The organism is Nonomuraea sp. GTA35 (genome assembly GCF_041950525.1).
Classification (GTDB): domain Bacteria; phylum Actinomycetota; class Actinomycetes; order Streptosporangiales; family Streptosporangiaceae; genus Nonomuraea.
In genome coordinates this window covers 97,324-115,534 of the sequence record NZ_JBGNUV010000022.1, presented here as the reverse complement: position 1 = coordinate 115,534, position 18,211 = coordinate 97,324, and the positions used below count along the sequence as shown (strand labels likewise).

General features: G+C 71.1%; 18 protein-coding genes. 11 read left to right on the top strand and 7 right to left on the bottom strand.

All coding sequences use genetic code 11. The annotated features are described in order from the left end of the window. The first annotated feature begins 45 nt into the window (after positions 1-45). The 3 genes from phoU to ACBJ32_RS54310 all read left to right on the top strand — a co-directional run bounded on the left by phoU (position 46) and on the right by ACBJ32_RS54310 (position 1,928). Positions 46-690 (top strand): phosphate signaling complex protein PhoU, encoded by a 645-nt coding sequence (gene phoU / locus ACBJ32_RS54320; RefSeq protein ID WP_357890991.1) that lies wholly within the window; start codon positions 46-48, stop codon positions 688-690. Positions 691-1,258: 568 nt separating this feature from the next. Next, a complete protein-coding gene (locus tag ACBJ32_RS54315) occupies positions 1,259-1,669 on the top strand; it encodes a VOC family protein (RefSeq protein ID WP_375133553.1) in 411 nt (136 codons plus the stop codon). A 34-nt stretch (positions 1,670-1,703) separates the two neighbouring features. Next, the gene (locus ACBJ32_RS54310) at positions 1,704-1,928 is read left to right on the top strand and encodes a hypothetical protein (RefSeq protein WP_375133552.1); all 225 of its coding nucleotides are present in this window, start codon (positions 1,704-1,706) and stop codon (positions 1,926-1,928) included. Between the two features lie 49 nt (positions 1,929-1,977). On the opposite strand, the gene ACBJ32_RS54305 is transcribed toward ACBJ32_RS54310, so the two are convergent. Then, positions 1,978-3,729, bottom strand: coding sequence for a peroxidase family protein (locus ACBJ32_RS54305; protein ID WP_375133551.1), 1,752 nt, complete (start codon positions 3,727-3,729; stop codon positions 1,978-1,980). Positions 3,730-3,972: 243 nt separating this feature from the next. Between ACBJ32_RS54305 and ACBJ32_RS54300 the strand changes: the two genes are divergently transcribed. Beyond that, a complete protein-coding gene (locus ACBJ32_RS54300; RefSeq protein ID WP_375133550.1) occupies positions 3,973-5,838 on the top strand; it encodes an adenylyl cyclase in 1,866 nt (621 codons plus the stop codon). Between the two features lie 210 nt (positions 5,839-6,048). Next, positions 6,049-6,777, top strand: a complete 729-nt coding sequence (locus tag ACBJ32_RS54295) for a phytanoyl-CoA dioxygenase (protein ID WP_375133549.1) — start codon at positions 6,049-6,051, stop codon at positions 6,775-6,777. A 223-nt stretch (positions 6,778-7,000) separates the two neighbouring features. Here the strand turns inward: ACBJ32_RS54295 and ACBJ32_RS54290 are convergent, their stop codons facing one another. After that, the gene (locus ACBJ32_RS54290) at positions 7,001-7,735 is read right to left on the bottom strand and encodes an aspartate/glutamate racemase family protein (protein ID WP_375133548.1); all 735 of its coding nucleotides are present in this window, start codon (positions 7,733-7,735) and stop codon (positions 7,001-7,003) included. A gap of 189 nt (positions 7,736-7,924) precedes the next feature. Between ACBJ32_RS54290 and ACBJ32_RS54285 the strand changes: the two genes are divergently transcribed. Further along, a complete protein-coding gene (locus tag ACBJ32_RS54285) occupies positions 7,925-8,482 on the top strand; it encodes a helix-turn-helix domain-containing protein (RefSeq protein ID WP_375133547.1) in 558 nt (185 codons plus the stop codon). Between the two features lie 253 nt (positions 8,483-8,735). On the opposite strand, the gene ACBJ32_RS54280 is transcribed toward ACBJ32_RS54285, so the two are convergent. From ACBJ32_RS54280 to mshA, 4 genes are all read right to left on the bottom strand, one after another. Then, positions 8,736-9,479, bottom strand: a complete 744-nt coding sequence (locus tag ACBJ32_RS54280) for a phosphoglyceromutase (protein WP_375133546.1) — start codon at positions 9,477-9,479, stop codon at positions 8,736-8,738. 74 nt (positions 9,480-9,553) lie between these two features. Continuing rightward, positions 9,554-9,964: a hypothetical protein gene (locus ACBJ32_RS54275; protein WP_375133545.1), complete on the bottom strand. Its 411-nt coding sequence runs from the start codon at positions 9,962-9,964 to the stop codon at positions 9,554-9,556. Between the two features lie 26 nt (positions 9,965-9,990). Continuing rightward, complete coding sequence (locus ACBJ32_RS54270; protein WP_357891019.1) at positions 9,991-10,470, bottom strand: YbjN domain-containing protein; 480 nt, start codon at positions 10,468-10,470, stop codon at positions 9,991-9,993. A gap of 17 nt (positions 10,471-10,487) precedes the next feature. Then, on the bottom strand, positions 10,488-11,762 hold the full coding sequence (mshA, locus tag ACBJ32_RS54265) for a D-inositol-3-phosphate glycosyltransferase (protein ID WP_357891022.1): 1,275 nt from the start codon (positions 11,760-11,762) through the stop codon (positions 10,488-10,490). Positions 11,763-11,891: 129 nt separating this feature from the next. Between mshA and ACBJ32_RS54260 the strand changes: the two genes are divergently transcribed. The 3 genes from ACBJ32_RS54260 (at position 11,892) to ACBJ32_RS54250 (ending at position 16,286) form a co-directional block, all read left to right on the top strand. Continuing rightward, positions 11,892-12,635 (top strand): SDR family NAD(P)-dependent oxidoreductase, encoded by a 744-nt coding sequence (locus tag ACBJ32_RS54260; protein WP_375133544.1) that lies wholly within the window; start codon positions 11,892-11,894, stop codon positions 12,633-12,635. Continuing rightward, positions 12,628-13,425 (top strand): class I SAM-dependent methyltransferase, encoded by a 798-nt coding sequence (locus ACBJ32_RS54255; protein WP_375133543.1) that lies wholly within the window; start codon positions 12,628-12,630, stop codon positions 13,423-13,425. The genes ACBJ32_RS54260 and ACBJ32_RS54255 overlap by 8 nt, the downstream gene beginning before the upstream one ends. Before the next feature lie 116 nt (positions 13,426-13,541). Continuing rightward, entirely contained in the window at positions 13,542-16,286 is a 2,745-nt protein-coding gene (locus ACBJ32_RS54250; protein ID WP_375133542.1) for an AbfB domain-containing protein, read from the top strand. Between the two features lies 1 nt (position 16,287). Here the strand turns inward: ACBJ32_RS54250 and ACBJ32_RS54245 are convergent, their stop codons facing one another. Continuing rightward, a complete protein-coding gene (locus ACBJ32_RS54245) occupies positions 16,288-16,791 on the bottom strand; it encodes an O-acetyl-ADP-ribose deacetylase (protein WP_375133541.1) in 504 nt (167 codons plus the stop codon). A 158-nt stretch (positions 16,792-16,949) separates the two neighbouring features. On the opposite strand from ACBJ32_RS54245, the gene ACBJ32_RS54240 reads away from it, so the two are divergent. Both ACBJ32_RS54240 and ACBJ32_RS54235 read left to right on the top strand, forming a co-directional pair. After that, a complete protein-coding gene (locus ACBJ32_RS54240) occupies positions 16,950-17,306 on the top strand; it encodes a BlaI/MecI/CopY family transcriptional regulator (RefSeq protein WP_375133540.1) in 357 nt (118 codons plus the stop codon). After that, the gene (locus ACBJ32_RS54235) at positions 17,303-18,208 is read left to right on the top strand and encodes a M56 family metallopeptidase (protein WP_357891037.1); all 906 of its coding nucleotides are present in this window, start codon (positions 17,303-17,305) and stop codon (positions 18,206-18,208) included. The genes ACBJ32_RS54240 and ACBJ32_RS54235 overlap by 4 nt, the downstream gene beginning before the upstream one ends. Positions 18,209-18,211 lie beyond the last annotated feature (3 nt).

Sequence of the window (18,211 nt, the reverse complement as noted above, 5' to 3'; positions counted from 1 at the left end):
CTTGCTGTAGGGGTTCGTTCATCGAGCGGGTCGTACGGTGACGACATGCGCGACGCGTACCATGAAGAACTTGATGCACTGACAGACAAGCTGGTCGAGATGACCCGCCTTGTCCGCTCGGCGATATCCCGTGCCACCACGGCCCTCCTCGACGCCGACCTCCAGCTCGCCGAGAGCGTCATCTCCCGCGACGAGGAGGTGAACGCGGTGTTCGCCGACATCGAGACGTCGATCTTCGAGCTGATGGCCCGCCAGCAGCCGGTCGCGGTGGACCTGAGAATGGTCATCACGGCGCTGCGCATGGGCACCGACCTGGAGCGCATGGGCGACCTCGCGGTGCACGTCGCCAAGGTGGCCCGCCTGCGGCACCCCGACTCCGCCATCCCGCCGGGGCTGCGCTCCACCATCCTGGAGATGGGCCAGATCGCCGAGAACCTGGTCACCAAGGCCGGCAGCTGCGTGGCGTCGCGCGACGTGGAATCGGCGATGGAGCTGGAGCAGGACGACGACGCGATGGACCGGCTGCATCGCAAACTGTTCAGGAACATCCTGGCCAAGGACTGGCAGCACGGGGTGGAGCCGGCGATCGACATCACGTTGGTCGGGCGTTACTACGAGCGGTACGCGGATCATGCGGTACGGGTGGCGCAGGACGTCGTCTACCTGGTCACCGGCGCCCGCCCAAGCTAACAGCCCGTGACCGGGAAGTCTTGAGAACCGCATGAACGTCTCGGGACCGCTCGAACGCCGCCCCGTCGAGCTGGGCGAAGGAGCATCCTCCGCCCAGCCCTTCAACCGGTCTGCCCGAAGGAGATGCTAGAGCCACGCCCACGCCCTGCGCGCACATCCAGCGCCGGCATGGGCGTTATGGGGCGCTTAATTCCCGGCTGGCGGCCAGCTTTCCCACTGCGGAGGTGGCGGGTTCATCGCAACCCTGTACCGCTCCGCCTTGTCCTGACAATCGGGGCAGAGAGGCTCGTCCGTGGACCGGGCCACGGCTTCCGGTTTGGCCGGCCGCAGGGTGCCCAGGACGCTGAATCCCGGCGGAAGCCCGGTTTGCGGGTCTATCAGGAAAGTGACGGTCTCTCTCGGGTCGTAGGTGAATTCGCGCTTACAGACGAAACAACGGCCTGTCGCCATGTCGCGCTCTTCCGACATGAATCCTCCTCCGGATCGCCCGCCCGTACTGAGCCCTGTGGTCAGTATCGGTCAGGAATCGAGAAGCGGCGGTTCAGCGGCCGCCTCTAGCGTGACCTTCATGGACATCTCCATCCATTCGAGCTTCCTTCCGCACGACGACCCGGACGCCTCCCTGGCCTTCTACCGGGACGTTCTCGGCTTCGAGGTCCGCGAGGACGTCGGGTACGACGGGATGCGCTGGATCACCGTGCACCCCGCCGGCCGGCCCGGCACGTCCATCGTCCTGCAGCCGCCCGCGGCCGACCCCGGCGTCACCGAGGCCGAGCGCCGCACCATCGCCGAGATGATGGCCAAGGGCACCTACGCCGGCATCCTCCTGGCCACCGCCGACCTCGACGGCCTCTTCGAGCGGCTGCAGGCGGGCGACGCCGAGATCGTGCAGGAGCCGATCGAGCAGCCGTTCGGGGTTCGCGACTGCGCCGTGCGCGATCCCGCCGGCAACCTGATCCGCATCCAGGAAGTCCGCTGAGCCGTCCGCGCGCCCTTCGACGAGGAGGTTTCCCGTGAACTCGAGCAAGTGGGTCCGGCAGAGTCACCGCTGGTTGTCCGTCGCCTTCACCACGACCGTGCTCATCGCCATCGTGGCCGTCTCGCAGGAGAGTCCCGCGATGTGGGTGTTCTACCTGCCGCTGGCCCCGCTGGTCCTGCAGTTCCTCACCGGCCTGTACCTGTTCGTGCTGCCGTACACGGCCAAGGGGCGCGGCAGGCCGCGGGCTGCCCGCGAGTGACGAGCCTGCCGGGCCTGGGTGGCAGGGGAGCCGCCCGCCGGCCCGCGGGTCACCGGAGCGTCCGCCACGGCGCGAACGCGTGCGGGACGCCGTCGAGGGCGGGGGCGAGCTCGGGGTGGTGGCGCAGCAGGACCTCGGTCATGCCGGTCCTGTCGATCCAGTCCAGCCCCTCGGGGCTGTAGGTCTCGGGCGTGTACAGGTCGGTGAAGAACGGGTCGCTCTTGAGCCGGCGGGACGCCATCAGCACGAACACGCGGAACGCGGTGTCGGACAGCGCGAAGCCGGGCGGCTTGGGCTCGGCGAGCAGCCCGATGGTGACGTCGACGCGCTCGGGGTCGCCCTCGTAGACCTCTTCGAGCTCCCGCGCCCACCCGGGGTCGCCGGTCATCCTGGCGAACTCCGTCACCGGTGGTCTGCGCAGCATGCGGCGGAAGTCGTTGTAGCGGGGCACCCCGCGTTCGCGGTCGCGCAGGATGTCGAGGGTGCCCACGTCGATGCGCTCGCCGCTGACGCGTACCAGGTCGCGCATGGCGTTGGGATGGTTGTGCAGGGTCAGCGCCCCGGGGTTCATGACGCCGAAGGAGTAGAGCCAGTCGGACATGCCGTGCCTGTCGACGGCGGCGCGGGTGTGCTGTCCCTGGATCGGGAGCAGCTCCTCGGTGGTGATCAGGCTGCCGTCGCGGTGCGAGCGGACCGGGTAGTCGTCGCGGATCAGCGGATGGAAGCGGTACGAGGCGATGAACTCCTCCGTCATCGAGTACGGCGCGGCGTGGTGGTCCATGGGCGAGCCGAGGATGCCGGAGATCACCTCGCCGCGCCCCACGCGGCCGTGACGGCGCCGGAAGCCGGGCCCCAGCAGCCCTGACCAGTTGGTGTTCATGCCCACGCGCACGGCCCGGTTGTCCAGGATGCCGGGGGTCCACTCCACGGTGTGGATCTTGGCCATGACGGCCACGTTGACCAGGCGGGCGGTCTGGAAGAGCCGCTCGTCGTCCCAGGACGGGTACGCCTCGCGCAGCATGCCGCAGATGGCGTTGTGCTCCTTGACGAACAGGGTGTGCAGCAGCGCCAGGCCGACCCAGTAGTTGTCGTTGAACCCGGTCAGGTCGATCCCGGCCAGGCCCGGGGCGGTCTCCTCCGGCAGGCGCCCGCCCTGGAGGATCATCATGCCGTCCTCGCCGGTGCGCAGCGAGCGGCAGTGCCGCTCCGAGCTGCCGTAGAGCTGCGAGCCGTCCCACCAGTGGGTGACCGTGTTCTCGTAGGTGGGCGGGGCGCCGGGCACGGTGTGGGGCGTGGGGTCGGGGCGGCTGCGGCGTACGCGCATCGTCGGCTCGTGCCAGGGGTCGCCCTCGGCGATCGGCACCTCGATGGGGTCGATCAGATGGTTGTCGCCGTGGCTGAACCAGTCGTGGTTCTGGAACTGGATCCACGCGGCGGCCAGCATGTTCAGCGATGGGGCGGGGATGAGGTCGCGCCTGGTCAGCAGGCGGTTGCACACCTCGCGCGGGCTGGGTGACAGCAGCCTGTCCGGCGGGTCCGGATGGGTCAGGGCGAGCGGCGCGTTGCGGTCGAAGCGGGTGCCGGCCCGGCCCATGTCCGCGTCGGTCGGGTCGTAGCGGGAGCCGTCGTAGGTGCGGTGGCGCGGCCTGGCCCGGGCCGGGGTGCGGGCCCGTTCGCCGCCGGCCGGGCGGGTGTCGTGGAGGTTGTGGCGGCGCAGGGCCGCCCGCATCCTGGCCAGCGCCAGGAGTTGCAGCAGGAACGGTCGTTCGTACCACTCCTTGGCGATCTTCGTCCTGAACATGGCCGATCACCACCTTTCACTCCTTCACTTATAGTAATCAGTTAACTACTCTTTGTGTATACCTGCGCCCGGATGTTCTCCCGTGGCGTTCTCTTGTGAACGGGCCCGGTGGCGCGGTAGAAACATCCGACACCACATTCTTCAGACCTCGATCTAAGCCAGGCCGCGCGAGAGAGCGCTCTCTCGCAGCGGGCTGGCGATGTCCAGAGCACTGCGGACCCCGCAGTGGAAGGGACGGACCGTATGACGACGACCCAGCCTCCCGGCGGCCGGGCGCCGCGCTTCGGCCTCGTGCTGACGACCGCCCTGTTGACCGCCGCCGCCACGACCACCGCCTTATCGGCGGCCACCCCCGCCGCCGCCTCACCCGCCACCCCCGACTTCGGGCCGAACGTCACCGTCTTCGACCCCGGCATGCCGGTCGGCGACATCCAGGCCACCCTCGACGCCGCCCACGCCGCCCAGGTGGACGACGAGATGGGCACCACCCGCCACGCGTACCTCTTCAAGCCCGGCACGTACGGCACCGCCGAACAGCCGCTCCAGATCAAGGTCGGCTACTACACGGAGATCGCCGGCCTGGGCGCCTCCCCCACCGACGTCGTCATCAACGGCAAGGTCGAGGTCTACAACCGCTGCCTGGCGGACGGCGGCACCGGCAACTGCCTCGCGCTCGTCAACTTCTGGCGCACCCTGTCGAACCTGTCGATCAACATCAACGCCGCCGGCCAGGACGGCTGCCGGTCGTCGGCGAACTTCTGGGCCGTCTCCCAGGCGGTGTCCCTGCGCCGGCTCGACGTCACCGGCGGCACCTTCTCGCTGATGGACTACTGCACCGCCGGCCCGCAGTACGCCAGCGGCGGCTTCATCGCCGACTCCAGGCTGCCGTCCGTCACGAACGGCTCGCAGCAGCAGTGGCTGACCCGCAACAGCGAGGTCGCCGGCTGGTCGAACGGCGTGTGGAACCAGGTCTTCTCGGGCGTCACCGGCGCGCCGGCCGAGACCGGCTTCCCGAACCCGCCGTACACCACCCTCGACACCACCCCCGTCAGCCGCGAGAAGCCCTACCTGTACGCCGACGCCAAGGGCAGGTACAACGTCCGCGTGCCGGCCGCCAGGCGGGACACCCGCGGCGTCTCGTGGGCCGCCGGCCTGACGCCCGGCCGCACGCTGCCGATCACCGACTTCTTCGTCGCCAGGCCGTCCGACTCCGTGCACGACATCAACAGGCAGCTCGCTCGCGGCAAGAACCTGCTGCTCACCCCCGGCGTGTACGACATCGCGCGCAGCATCGAGGTCAAGCGTCCCGACACGGTCGTGCTCGGCCTCGGGCACGCCACGCTCACCGCCACCCGCGGCTCGACCCCGATCGAGGTCGCCGACGTGCCCGGCGTGGTCGTCGCGGGCGTCACCATCGACGCCGGCACGGAGAAGTCGCCGGTGCTGCTGCGGGTGGGCAAGCGGCACGGCGAACGGCGGGCCTCGCCCGACAACCCGACGACCCTGTCCGACGTGTACTTCCGGGTCGGCGGGCCGCACATCGGCAGGACCGACGTCGCGCTCAAGGTCAACAGCGACCACGTGCTCATCGACCACACCTGGGTGTGGCGGGCCGACCACGGCGTCGAAGGCCTCGACGACACCCAGCGCTGGAACACCAACCTGGGTCGCAACGGCGCCGTCATCAACGGCGACCACGTGACCGCGACCGGGCTGTTCGTCGAGCACTTCCAGCAGTACAACACGATCTGGAACGGCGACGACGGCACGACGATCCTGTACCAGAACGAGCTGCCGTACGACCCGCCGACCCAGGCCGACTGGATGAACGGCGCCGTCGAGGGCTGGGCCGGCTACAAGGTCGGCGACCGCGTGCGCCGGCACCGCCTGTACGGCGGCGGGGTCTACGTCTTCAACCAGAACAACCCGCAGATCCACACGGAGAACGGGTTCGAGGTGCCTCGGTCGCCTGGCGTGAGGCTGCACCACATCATGACCGTCAACCTCAGCGCCGGGACGATCGACCACGTCGTCAACGGCGTCGGCGACGCGGCCGACACCACCAAGGTCGGTGCGCCCGTCTACGTCACGGACTATCCCGCCCCGTAGGGCCCCGGTGGGCCCGGGCGGTGGGCTCCAGCGCCCGCCCGGGGGACGTGGCCCAGTGAGTGGGCGGCCTGGCCGGAGAAGAAGCCGGAAGACGGCCCGGGCGCGGACCGGCGGACCGGAGACGGACCAGCGGACCGGAGACAGACCAGCGGACCGGAGACAGACCAGCGGACCGGAAAAGCGATGGACAGGCTCGGTAGCGTGCTCAACATGGACAGCATTGACGTCGAACAGTTCGTCCGCGACGGGTTCGCCAAGCTCGAAGGCATCGTGCCGCGCGAGGTGGGCGACGCGGCCAGGGCGTTGTTGTGGCAGCGGATCGGCCTGTCGCCGGACGATCCCTCCGGATGGACGCAGCCGGTGGTGTGGACGGCGGACATGACCGGTGAGGGGCCGTTCGGGCAGTTCATGGCCAGCCCGAAGTTGCACGCGGCCCTGGACGCCGTCGCGGGTCCTGGCGGATGGCAGCGGCGCGGCGTCGTCGGCAACATCCCGATCCGCTTTCCCCGGGTGCCCCCGGCTGACGACCGGGGGTGGCACGTCGACTCCAACACCATGCGCGCCGACGGCACGTGGGGAGTGAGCGCGCGCCCCGCCACCATGCTGCTCCTCGTGCTGTTCTCCGAGGTCGGTACGGACGACGCACCGACCCGGATCCGCGTGGGGTCGCACCGCGACCTGGTCAAGGTGCTGGACGACGAGCAGGTGCTCGACCCCATGAAGATGGGGCCGATCTTCGACGAGGTGGGCCGCGACCGGCCGCTGGCGCTGGCGACGGGCAGCCCGGGCGACGCCTACCTGGTACATCCGTTCACCGTGCACGCCGCTCAGGAGCACCTGGGCACCGAGCCGCGGTTCATGGCGCAGATGCCGTTCATCCTGAACAAGCCGCTGACGCCAGGGGACGACACGCCGCTCGCACGCGCCATCGGCTGGTAGGTACCCCGAACCCCCCTCACGACTCGGGAGCGCGGCGCCGGCGGGCCACCCAGAGCCGGCGGGAGGCACAGAGACGAGTGCCGCGTCGGCGGGCAGGGCGGAGCCGAACGCCGGGGCCAGCGATGCCGCGGCGACTCCGGGGCCGAAGGCTCGGCGGCCGATGAGACGCGGATCCGGATGACTCACCTCATCACCTCACGGACTCGGATCCGGATCACTCACCTCATCGCGTCAGGCCCTCGGAGCCGCCGCGCCAGGACGGGAACGGTCGCAGGCCGACCGCGACGTCGTAGGCGGCGGTCGACAGGAGGCGGGTCGAGTCGAGAGTGGGGAGCGGGGAGTGCTCCGGCCCGACCAGGAGGGGGATCTCGGTGCAGACCAGCGCGACCGCGTCGCAGCCGCGGGCGGCCAGCCGCTCGATGACCTTGACGTACGCGGCACGTGATTCGTCGGTGAACAAGCCATTGACCAGCTCGCTGAAGATGATCTCATTGACGACCTTGCGGTCTTCGGCGTCCGGCACCTCGAAAGCAACTCCCCGCGAGCCGAGGGCGCGGGGATACACCGTGCCTTCCATCGTGTAGGAGGTGCCGAGCACCCCGACGCGCGTGCGCCCGTCGCGGGCGGCCTGATCGGCGACCACCTCGGCGATGTGCAGGCCCGGCAGGGCGAGAGCCGGGCCCGGGCGCTCCAGCGCCAGGTGGGCGGTGTTGTCGGGACAGATGAAGAACTCCGCGCCCGCCCTGGCCAGCCGGTCCACGCTCACCGCGAGCGTCTTGCGTACCGCGTCGTGATCGCCCGCGTCCCAGGCGGGCATGCTGCGGCCGAACGGGATGTAGTCGAGTGTCACGTCGGGGTGGTCGTGCTCGCCCCGACGCTGGAAGCCCTCCTGGCAGAAGGACAGGAAGCTGAGCGCCGCGCCTTCCGTGCTGTGCGCGAGGATGCCGAGATGTCGCATGTGGGACGGCGGGGCGGCGGCTCGGCCGTGCTCTTGCGTGTCGTGGCCGCTGCCGGAGTCGAGAGGCCGACTCCGGCTTGCTGGGTCGCGCATGTGCCCCCCTGTTCGGTATATCGGAACACTCGATCGCTATAGTGGACCGGGCGTGAGTGTTCGTCAAATCGAACGAATGGAAGCGTGGAGCGAACAGTGGCGGATGACAGACCTCCCTTCGATCGGATCGCGGCGGCGATCAGGCGGGAGCGTGACCGTGCGGGGATCTCGCTGACGGAGCTCGCCAGACGCTCGGGCCTGGCCAAGTCGACGCTCTCCCAGCTCGAAGCGGGCACCGGGAACCCGAGCCTCGAGACACTGTGGGCCCTCGGCGTCGCGCTCGGCGTGCCGTTCAGCCGGCTGGTGGATCCGCCGCGCCCGGCGGTGCGGCTCATCCGCGCCGGCGAAGGGCAGGCCGCCCGCTCCGGCCAGGCCGACTACACCGCGACCCTGCTGGCCTCCAGCCCGCCGGGTGCCCGTCGCGACCTCTACAGGATCGAGGCGCAGCCGGGCGAGTCGCGGCGATCGGAGCCGCACATGCCGGGGACCGTCGAACACCTCGTGATCGGGGCGGGGCGGGCGCTGGCAGGGCCCTTGGACGAGCCGGTCGAGCTGGGGCCCGGCGACTATCTGTCCTACCCGGGCGACGCGCCGCATGTCTTCACCGCGCTCGATCCTGACACGACCGGGATGATCGTGATGGAACATGTCTGAGCAGGAGCATGTAGACGGGGCGGGAGGTGCCGGGCCGGGGCCAGGAGGGGGCGGAGTGGCGGGCTGCGGGCGGGATCGCGGGTGTCCAGCGCCCTCGATCCCGAGCCGCGAACCCACGCGGCGACACTGGCCCGGCCTGAGGATTCACGGGCGGTTGGACCAGGGATGTGGGGGGCGGCCGCGCCCCCCACGAAAGGCTGCCTGAAGCCGCGCCGCGCGAAAGCGCGCTCCTGGGCCGAGATCGAGCCGTTGGTCAGCGGCCCTGGTTGGCGACGGCTTCGATGGCGGCCTTGGCGGCCTCCGGGTCCAGGTACTTGCCCCCGGGGGCCGTCGGGCGGTAGTCGGCGTCGAGGTCGTACAGCAGGGGGATCCCCGTGGGGATGTTGAGGCCGGCGATCTCGTCGTCGCTGATGCCGTCCAGGTGCTTGACCAGCGCGCGCAGGGAGTTGCCGTGGGCGGCGACGAGGACGGTGCGGCCGGCGGCCAGGTCGGGGACGATCTCGTCGTACCAGTACGGGAGCATGCGGTCGACCACGTCCTTCAGGCACTCCGTACGGGGCATGAGCTCCGGCGGGAGGAGGGCGTAGCGGGGGTCGCCGGCCTGGGAGTACTCGTCGTCGTCGGCGATGGGAGGCGGCGGGACGTCGTACGAGCGCCGCCACAGCATGAACTGCTCGTCGCCGAACTCCTCCCTGGTCTGGGCCTTGTTCTTGCCCTGGAGGGCGCCGTAGTGGCGTTCGTTGAGTCGCCAGCTGCGCTTCACCGGGAGCCAGAGCAGGTCCGCCTCCGCCAACGCCAGCTGGGCCGTCTGGATGGCCCTGGTCAGGAGGCTGGTGTGGACGACGTCCGGGCGCAGCCCGGCGTCCTGGAGGAGCTTGCCTCCGCGGCGGGCCTCGTCCTCGCCCTTGGCCGAAAGGCTCACGTCCACCCAGCCGGTGAACAGGCCCTTCGCGTTCCAGTCACTCTCGCCGTGCCTAAGCAGCACCAAAGTCGCCATGGGGCCAATCCTATGGTTCGGGAAGTGCGCGGAGTCGAGGGCCGTAGCTGTTGGCGGGAGTGCGGCGGGGGGATTCAGGGCCGTACCTGTTCGGCGGGGGGTGGGGCGGTCGCGGTGAGGCGGGTGGCGGCCGCGGCGAAGAGGTCCCAGCCGTCGAGGTGGGACGTTCGCGGGTCGTCGCTGTCCCAGCCCCGGCGGGTCACCTCGTCGAGCAGGGCTCGTACGGTGCCGGGTTCGTGCAGGTTCAACCACAGGCCGCCGGTGCCGACGGCTCCGGAGTGGACGTAGCCGTCGGGCACCAGGCGTCCTGGACCCTTCTGGAAGACGATGAGCAGGCGTCCGCGCGCCCCGCTGCGCCGGAGCCTGAGCGTCTCCCTGCACTCGCGGAGCCGGCCCTGCTCGTCGCGGTGGTTGTGGGCCACCACCCAGAGGAAGGTCTCGTCGCCCACCACGAGCCGCCGCGGTTTCCTGCTGCTGCGGGTCATGCGTCAACGATATGGCGGGGCCGGGGTCAGCGGTCGGGGTCGGCGAAGCGGGCGAAGGCCTGGAGGTTGGCGAGGGATTCACCGCGCTTGGCGCGCCAGGCCCACTCCCGCCGGATCGAGGAGGCGAAGCCCAGCTCCAGCGCCCGGTCGAACCACTCGTCCGAGTAGGTCAGCACGCACCCCAGCAGCCGATCGACCTCCTCCTCGGTCACCGCGGCCAGCGGCACCCGCCCGACCAGGTAGACGTCGCCCACGGGGTCGAGGGAGAAGTGCACCCCGTACATGGCCCCGTTCTTGCCGAGCAGCCACCGGTAGAACTCGGTGTGGTTCTCGTCCGGCTGGCGGCAGAAGAAGGCTTCGACGTGCAGCACGCGCTCACCCACGATCAGCCAGGTCATGGTGGCGAGCTTGTGCTGTCCGGGCAGTTTGGCCAGGAACGCTCCGGGCCGCGGCTCGTCGTAGGAGACGTCCGCGGCCTTGAGCGCGGCTTCGACGACATCGCGCATGCCGACCAGAATAAAAGTCAGGACACGGCCACGGGCACCTGGTGCATGTGAGCGAGGGCGCCGGCGTACACCTCCATGAGGCGGGAGGCGGTGGCCTGCCAGCCGAAGGCGGCCGCGTGGGCGCGGGCGCCCTGGGAGAGCTGTTCGCGCCAGCGGGGCGCGGTGACGAAGCGGCGCAGCGCCTGCGCCCACTCGGCCGGGTCGTGACCGTCGACGAGCAGGCCGGAGACGCCGTCGCGGACGGCGGTGCGCAGGCCGCCGACCGCGGCGGCGGCCACGGGGGTGCCGCAGGCCTGCGACTCCAGTGCCACCAGGCCGAACGACTCGCTGTAGGAGGGGACGACGGTGACGTCCGCGGCCCGGTACCAGTCGGCCAGCTCGTCCTGCGGCGCGGGAGGTACGAGGCGGACGACGTCCGGGATGCCGAGCTCGGCGGCCAGCTCCGCCAGCAGGGAGGGCCGGGCCAGTCCGTTGCCCGAGGGGCCGCCCACGCAGGCGACGACCAGGCGGGAGCGCAGCGACGGGTCGTCGATGAGCATCCTGGAGGCGGCGCGCAGCAGCACGTCGGGGGCCTTGAGCGGCTGGATGCGGCCGACGAACAGCAGGACGTGGGCGTCCTGCGGGAGGCCGAGCCGGTGCCGGGCGGCGCCCTGCGAGGCGGGCTGGAAGCGGGTGAGGTTGACGCCGGGGTTCACGACGGCGACGCGCTGCTCGGGGGCGCCGTACAGGTCGATCAGCTCGCGGGCCTCGTCGGTGGTGTTGGCGACGAGGCGGTCGGCGATCTCGACGACCTGCTGCTCGCCGACCACGCGGGCCTGGGGCTCCGGCTTGTCGCCCTGGGCCAGCAGGAGGTTCTTGACCTTGGCCATGGTGTGCATGGTGTGCACGAGGGGCACGCCCCAGCGCTCCTTGGCCAGCCAGCCGACCTGGCCGGACAGCCAGTAGTGGGAGTGGATGACGTCGTAGCGGCCCGGGTCGTACATGGCCTCGGTGCGCAGCACCTCGGACAGGAAGGCGCACAGCTGCGCGGGCAGGTCGGCGCGGTCCATCTCCTCGTACGGCCCGGCCGTGAGGTGGCGGACGAGGACGCCGGGGGCGAGTTCGGCCACGGGTGGCAGGTCGCGGGCGGTGGCCCGGGTGAAGATCTCCACCTCCACTCCGAGCTGGGCCAGCCGTCTGGCGGACTCGACGATGTACACGTTCATGCCTCCGGCGTCGCCCGTTCCGGGCTGGTCCAGCGGCGATGTGTGCATGCTGATGGTCGCGACCCGGCTGACCCGTCGTCGCCTCACCCGACTTCACCTCCGAAGCGCCTCACTCGACACCACCTCCAGACGGAATACAACTATCCCGAATTTTTCGACATTCCCGACAGACGGTCACAACTAGGCGTAGGGAGGTCACCTCCTAGGATGTGAAGCATGCGGAAGACGGCTGTGGTGACCGGTGCGAGCAGCGGGATCGGAGAGGCGACCGCACGGCGCCTCGCCGCCGAGGGATACGACGTCGTCGCGGGCGCGCGGCGCCGCGACCGGCTCGACAAGCTGGCCGCCGAGGTGCCCTCGATCAGGCCCGTGACGTTGGATGTGACCTCTCAGGAGTCGGTGGACGCGCTGGCCGCCGGCCTGGAGCGCTGTGACGTGCTGGTCAACAACGCCGGCGGCGCGTTCGGACTGGAGCAGGTGGCCGACGCCCGGCTGACCGACTGGCAGCGCATGTACGACGTGAACGTGCTCGGTTCCCTCCGCATGACCCAGGCGTTGCTCCCCGAACTCGTCGAGTCGGGCGACGGCGTGCTGGTGATGCTCACCTCGACGGCCGGGCACGGCGCCTACGAGGGCGGGGGCGGCTACGTCGCCGCCAAGCACGCCCAGCGGACCATGGCGGAGACGCTCCGACTGGAGCTGGTCGGGCAGCCGGTGCGGATCGTCGAGATCGCGCCGGGGATGGTGCAGACGGAGGGGTTCGCGGTCACCCGCTTCAGGGGTGACCAGGAGGCGGCGGCCCGCGTGTACGAGGGCGTGCCGGGCCCGCTCACGGCGGACGACATCGCCGACGCGATCGCCTGGTGCGTGACCCGCCCGGCCCACGTGAACGTCGACCGCATGGTCATCCGCCCCCGGGCCCAGGCCGCGCAGCACAAGGTGCACCGCGTCAGTGGCTAAGCCGGTCGGGACGATCACCCGGGGCACGACCGGCCACAACCGGCTGCGGCGCTGCGACCGCTGGATCGCGGCGGTGCACGGCCCGCTGCTGCGCGGCGCGCCCGGCGGGCGGCCGCTGGTGGTGGACCTCGGGTACGGCGCCTCGCACACCACGACGCTGGAGCTGTTCACCCGGTTGCGCCGGGTGGCGCCCGGCGTGGACGTGGTGGGCGTCGAGATCGACCCGGCCAGGGTGGCGCTGGCCAGGCCGTACGAGCGGGAGGGGCTGACCTTCCGGCTGGGCGGCTTCGAGCTGCCCGTCCCGCGCCCGCCGACGCTGGTCCGCGCGTTCAACGTGCTGCGGCAGTACGGCGAGGACGAGGCGTGGCACTACTGGGACGTGCTGACGGGCAAGCTGGCCCCGCACGGCGTCCTGGTGGAGGGCACCTGCTCCGAGAACGGCCGGCGGGCCGTGTGGGTGGGGCTCTCGCCCGACGGGCCGGAGACGATCACGTTCGCGGCCCGGTTCGACGCCTTCGAGCGGCCGTCCGACCTGGCCGACCGGCTGCCGAAGACGCTCATCCACCGGAACGTGCCGGGTGAGCGGATCCATGCGTTCCTGAACGACTTCGACCGTGCCTGGGCGGTCAGCGCGCCTTACGGGGCACATGGGCGGCGGCAGCGGTGGCTGGCCGCCGTCGGCGTCCTCGCCGAGTCCTGGCCGGTGCCGGCGCACCCGCCGCTGGGCGGTCCCGCGCGGTGGCGGCTGGGTGAGCTGACCCTTCCATGGGGCGCCGTCGATCCCCGGTAAATGGTCTATTTCGCACAGGTGACCTGCGGTATATGGTCACAGTGCGATCTAACTCGTTCAAGTTCGGTCGCAACCTGTCGGGGGAAGTCAGGCACGGTCCTCGTCAAGGAGCCGAGATGAGCAGATTCTCAGGCTGGGCCCGCCGCCTCACCGCGGTGCTGGTCCTCTCAGGAGCAGTCGTCGCCTTACCCGTGCAGGAGGCGCTGGCCGCGCCCCCGCTCACCACCCCGTGGACCGCCGAGGTCACCCCGGGCAACGCCCTGCCGGAGTATCCACGGCCCCAGCTCGTACGCTCCGAATGGCAGAACCTCAACGGCCTGTGGCAGTTCGCCGCGACCGGCTCCCTCACCACCCCGCCGACCGGCCAGAACCTCGCCGAGCAGGTGCTGGTGCCGTACCCGATCGAGTCGGGACTCTCGCGGATCCAGCGGCACGAGGACCGCATGTGGTACCGCAGGACGTTCACCGTGCCCGCCGGATGGCCGGGACGGCGCGTACGGCTCAACTTCGGCGCCGTGAGCTGGGAGACCAGGGTCTGGGTGAACGGCACCGCGGTCGGCACCCACACCGGCGGCTACGACCCGTTCGGCTTCGACATCACCCCGGCCCTGCGCTCCGGCTCCAACGAGCTCATCGTCGGCGTGTACGCCCCCGTGGACGCGACAGGCGCCCCCATCGGCAAGCAGCGCCGCTCCCCCAGCGGCATCTTCTACACCGCGCACTCCGGCATCTGGCAGACCGTGTGGATGGAGCCGGTCAACGCCGCGAGCATCACCCGCCTCGACACCACCCCGGACGTCGCCGCCGGGCAGCTCGACCTCGTCGTGCAGGCGACGGGCGCGTCGGGGCAGCAGGTCAGGGCCGAGGTCCTGACCGGCGGGAACGTGGTCGGCACGGCCACCGGCGCGATCGGCGCGCACCTGCGGGTGCCGGTCCCGAACGCCCGCCTGTGGACGCCCGACGACCCGTTCCTGTACGACCTGCGCGTCACGCTCACCGGCACCGGCGGCGGGGACGTCGTGACCGGCTACTTCGGCATGAGGTCGGTGGGCAAGGCCATGGTCGGCGGCGTGCTGCGCCCGACGCTGAACGGCAGGTTCGTCTTCCAGCTCGGCACCCTCGACCAGGGCTACTGGCCCGACGGCATCTCCACGGCCCCCACCGACGCCGCCCTGCGCTTCGACCTGGAGCAGCAGAAGGCGCTGGGGTTCAACACCGTGCGCAAGCACGTCAAGATCGAGCCGGCCCGCTGGTACTACTGGGCCGACCGGCTCGGCCTCATGGTCTGGCAGGACATGCCCTCCATGCGCACCGGCGTCAGCCCCTCGGCGGCCGACAGGACCAACTTCGAGAGCGAGCTGCGCCGCATGGTGGACCACCTGCGCGGCATCACCTCGATCGTGCAGTGGGTGCCGTTCAACGAGGGCTGGGGCGAGTACGACCCGGCCCGCATCGCCGACCTGGTCAAGAGCTGGGACCCCAGCCGCCTGGTCAACAACAACTCCGGCTCCAACTGCTGCGGCTTCGACGGCGGCAACGGCGACGTGGTGGACGACCACATCTACGTCGGCCCCGGCACGCCGCAGCGGCCCAGCGCGACCAGGGTGGCCGTGCTCGGCGAGTTCGGCGGCCTCGGCCTGCTCAGCCCCGGCCACCAGTGGCCCGGCACCGGCTTCGCGTACGAGATGGCCTCGAACGCCACGGCGCTGACCGACCGCTACGTCTCGGTCAACGAGCAGCTCAAGCCGCTCATCTGGGACAACGGCCTGTCCGCGTCCATCTACACGCAGCCCACGGACGTCGAGAACGAGGTCAACGGGCTGTGGACGTACGACCGCCGGGTGCTGAAGGTGGACGCGGAGCGCGTACGCACCGTCAACCGCTCGGTGATCCGATCCGCGACCGGCCTGACGGCCGGCGGCCTCGTCTCGCTGCGCGTCACCACCGCCGGCCACACCGACCGCTTCCTGCGCCACCAGGACGGCCTGGCCCGCACCGACGTGATCACCGCCGCCGGCGCGGACACGCTGAAGCTGGACGCCACCTTCTGGGCCCGGCCCGGCCTGGCGGACGCCACGTGCTTCTCCTTCGAGTCGCGCAACTTCCCCGGCCACTACCTGCGGCACGCCGGCTCCCGGGTACGCAAGGACGCGCGCGACGGCACGGCCCTGTTCGACCAGGACGCCACGTTCTGCGCCCGCGCGGCGCAGGCGGGCACCGGCGTGTCGCTGGAGTCGCTCAACCAGCCCGGCTCCTACCTGCGCCACTACGACGAGGCCGTCTACATCGCGCGCAGCGGCGGCCCCAACGCCTGGGACACCGCCACGTCGTTCGCCGCCGACGTCACCTGGCTGCCGGGCACGCCCTGGTGGCGCAGCGGCGCCGGCCTGACCGTGGGGGCCGCCCAGTCGCTGCGGGTGACCACGCCGGGGTTCACCGACCGGTACCTGCGGCACCAGGACTCGCTCGCGCGCACCGACGTGGTGAGCGCCGCCAGCCCGCAGCTCCTCAAGGAGGACGCCACGTTCCACGTGCGGCGGGGGCTGGCGGAGGGGAGCTGCTACTCCTTCGAGTCGCGCAACTTCCCCGGCCACTACCTGCGGCACGCCGACTTCCGGGTACGCAAGGACGCGCGCGACGGCACGGCCCTGTTCGACCAGGACGCCACGTTCTGCGCCCAGCCGCCCAGGGCCGGGGGCAGCGGGGTGACGCTGGCCTCGTACAACATCGCCGGCCACGCCGTCAGGCACTTCGCCGAGGCCGTCCACATCGCGGTGCCGGGCGGCTCGCACGCCTTCGACGCGGCGGCGAGCTACGACCAGGACGTGACGTGGGCTGTCGCGCCGCCCTGGGCGCCGTGACCTAGAGACGCGCCTCGAAGGCGGCGTACGCGGCCGCGTCGAACAGCACGAACCGCACGTCCGCCACCTGGGCGCCCGCCGTCCGGACCGCCTCCAGGGCGATCCGGGCGGCGTCGTCCATGGGCCAGCCGTAGATGCCGGTGGAGATCGCGGGGAAGGCCACCGAGGAGGCGCCCAGCGTGTCGGCCACCCGCAGCGACTCCCGGTAGCAGGAGGCCAGCAGCTCGGACCGGTCCTGCGAGTCGGAGTGGACGGGGCCGACCGTGTGGATGACCCACCGGGCGGGCAGCCGCCCGGCCGTGGTCGCCACGGCCTGGCCGGTCGGCAGGCCCCTGCCGTAGTGGCCGGCCCGCAGCTTCCTGCACTCCGCCAGGATCTCGGGGCCGCCCTTGCGGTGGATGGCGCCGTCCACGCCCCCGCCGCCCAGGAGGGAGGAGTTGGCGGCGTTGACCACGGCGTCGACCCGCTGCTCGGTGATGTCGCCTTGGACCAGTGTGAGCTTCATCTCACTCAGAGTCGCAGCGACGGGTGGCCCGTGCCAAATCCGGGCCTGTCCGGTCCCGCGGGGCGCCTTGGCGAATCGGACGGTGACAGCGCGGCGACAGGGAGAAGTCTCCCGCCCCGAATGCCAGCTCGACGCTTTGTAGAGCTACCCTGAAGGACGTGAAGGGTCTTGGCGAGCTTGAACGCAGCATCATGGACATCCTCTGGGCGGAGAGCAACGCGCTGACCGCCCGCGAGGTCGGCAGGCTGATTGCCGACCGCGACCTGGCCCCCACCACGGTCATGACCGTTCTCGACCGCCTCACCCGCAAGGGCTTCCTCGATCGCACCCGCGACGGGCGGGCATGGCGGTACCAACCGGCGGAAAGCCGCGACGCGTACATCGCTGAGCTTATGCTGGAGGCGTTGGACCTGACGGGCGACCGCTCGGCCGCCCTGACCCGCTTCGCCCAAGCCGTGTCGGGCACGGAGGCGGAGATCCTGCGCAGAGCCCTTACGGAGCTGGAGGAAGAGTGATCACGGCAGCGGCGCTGGCAGCGCTCGCCACGGCGTGCGCGGTTGGCTCCTGGCGTTTCACCACGGCCCGGTGGACCTCGCGCGCCCCCCGGCTGGCCATCATTCTCTGGCAGTCCCTCGGCGTGTGCTGGGGCCTGGCCACCACGGGCGCGATGCTCGCCTTCGCCGTCCAGCCGTACGACGACGGGGTGCTGCCCGGTCTGATCGCGTTCGCGCGGGGCGAGACGCCCGCGCAGGCGTGGGACGCGCTGCACGTGCTGGCCCTGATCGCGGGGCTCACGGCGCTGGCCGTGCTGGTCGCGGTGCTGCTCACCGCGGGGGTGCAGGCGTTGCGGGCCCGTCGCAGGCACCGCATGTTGCTGGCGCTGATCTCCCACGACGACCCGGGCGTGCCCGGCGTGCGGGTGCTGGCCCACCCCAGCGCCGCCGCGTACTGCGTGCCGGGGCTGCGCTCGCAGGTCGTGGTCAGCGAGGGCGCGCTCAAGCTGCTGTCGGAGGACGAGCTGGCCGCCGTGCTCGCGCACGAGGCCGCCCACGTACGCGAGCGCCACGACCTGGTGCTGCTCCCGTTCGCCGCGCTGCGCAGGGCGCTGCCCTGGTCGAAGGTGGTGGCCGACGCGCAGGCGCAGGTCGAGCTGCTGGTGGAGATGGCGGCCGACGACCGGGCCCGTCGCTACTGCTCGCCGCGCCGGCTGGCCACGGCGCTGCTCAGGTTCGGCACCGCCGGCGCCATGCCGACGCCCCACGGCATGCTGGGCGTGCACGTCCAGAACGTCATGGCCAGGGTCGATCGCCTGATCAAGCCCGCTCCCGAGCTCGCCACGTCGGTGCGTTACGGCTTCATCGCACTGTCTGTGACATTGATCACCGCCGCGCCCTTCCTGTGGGTCATCCAGCTCTGATGC

Excerpts from the sequence above, each read along its gene's own strand:
- ACBJ32_RS54290 (WP_375133548.1), bottom strand. The coding sequence starts at position 7,735 with ATGCGACATCTCGGCATCCTCGCGCACAGCACGGAAGGCGCGGCGCTC.
- ACBJ32_RS54315 (WP_375133553.1), top strand. The coding sequence starts at position 1,259 with ATGGACATCTCCATCCATTCGAGCTTCCTTCCGCACGACGACCCGGAC.
- ACBJ32_RS54260 (WP_375133544.1), top strand. The coding sequence starts at position 11,892 with ATGCGGAAGACGGCTGTGGTGACCGGTGCGAGCAGCGGGATCGGAGAG.
- phoU (WP_357890991.1), top strand. The coding sequence starts at position 46 with ATGCGCGACGCGTACCATGAAGAACTTGATGCACTGACAGACAAGCTG.
- ACBJ32_RS54305 (WP_375133551.1), bottom strand. The coding sequence starts at position 3,729 with ATGTTCAGGACGAAGATCGCCAAGGAGTGGTACGAACGACCGTTCCTG.
- ACBJ32_RS54250 (WP_375133542.1), top strand. The coding sequence starts at position 13,542 with ATGAGCAGATTCTCAGGCTGGGCCCGCCGCCTCACCGCGGTGCTGGTC.
- ACBJ32_RS54300 (WP_375133550.1), top strand. The coding sequence starts at position 3,973 with ATGACGACGACCCAGCCTCCCGGCGGCCGGGCGCCGCGCTTCGGCCTC.
- ACBJ32_RS54245 (WP_375133541.1), bottom strand. The coding sequence starts at position 16,791 with ATGAAGCTCACACTGGTCCAAGGCGACATCACCGAGCAGCGGGTCGAC.
- ACBJ32_RS54295 (WP_375133549.1), top strand. The coding sequence starts at position 6,049 with ATGGACAGCATTGACGTCGAACAGTTCGTCCGCGACGGGTTCGCCAAG.
- ACBJ32_RS54270 (WP_357891019.1), bottom strand. The coding sequence starts at position 10,470 with ATGCGCGATGTCGTCGAAGCCGCGCTCAAGGCCGCGGACGTCTCCTAC.
- ACBJ32_RS54280 (WP_375133546.1), bottom strand. The coding sequence starts at position 9,479 with ATGGCGACTTTGGTGCTGCTTAGGCACGGCGAGAGTGACTGGAACGCG.
- ACBJ32_RS54275 (WP_375133545.1), bottom strand. The coding sequence starts at position 9,964 with ATGACCCGCAGCAGCAGGAAACCGCGGCGGCTCGTGGTGGGCGACGAG.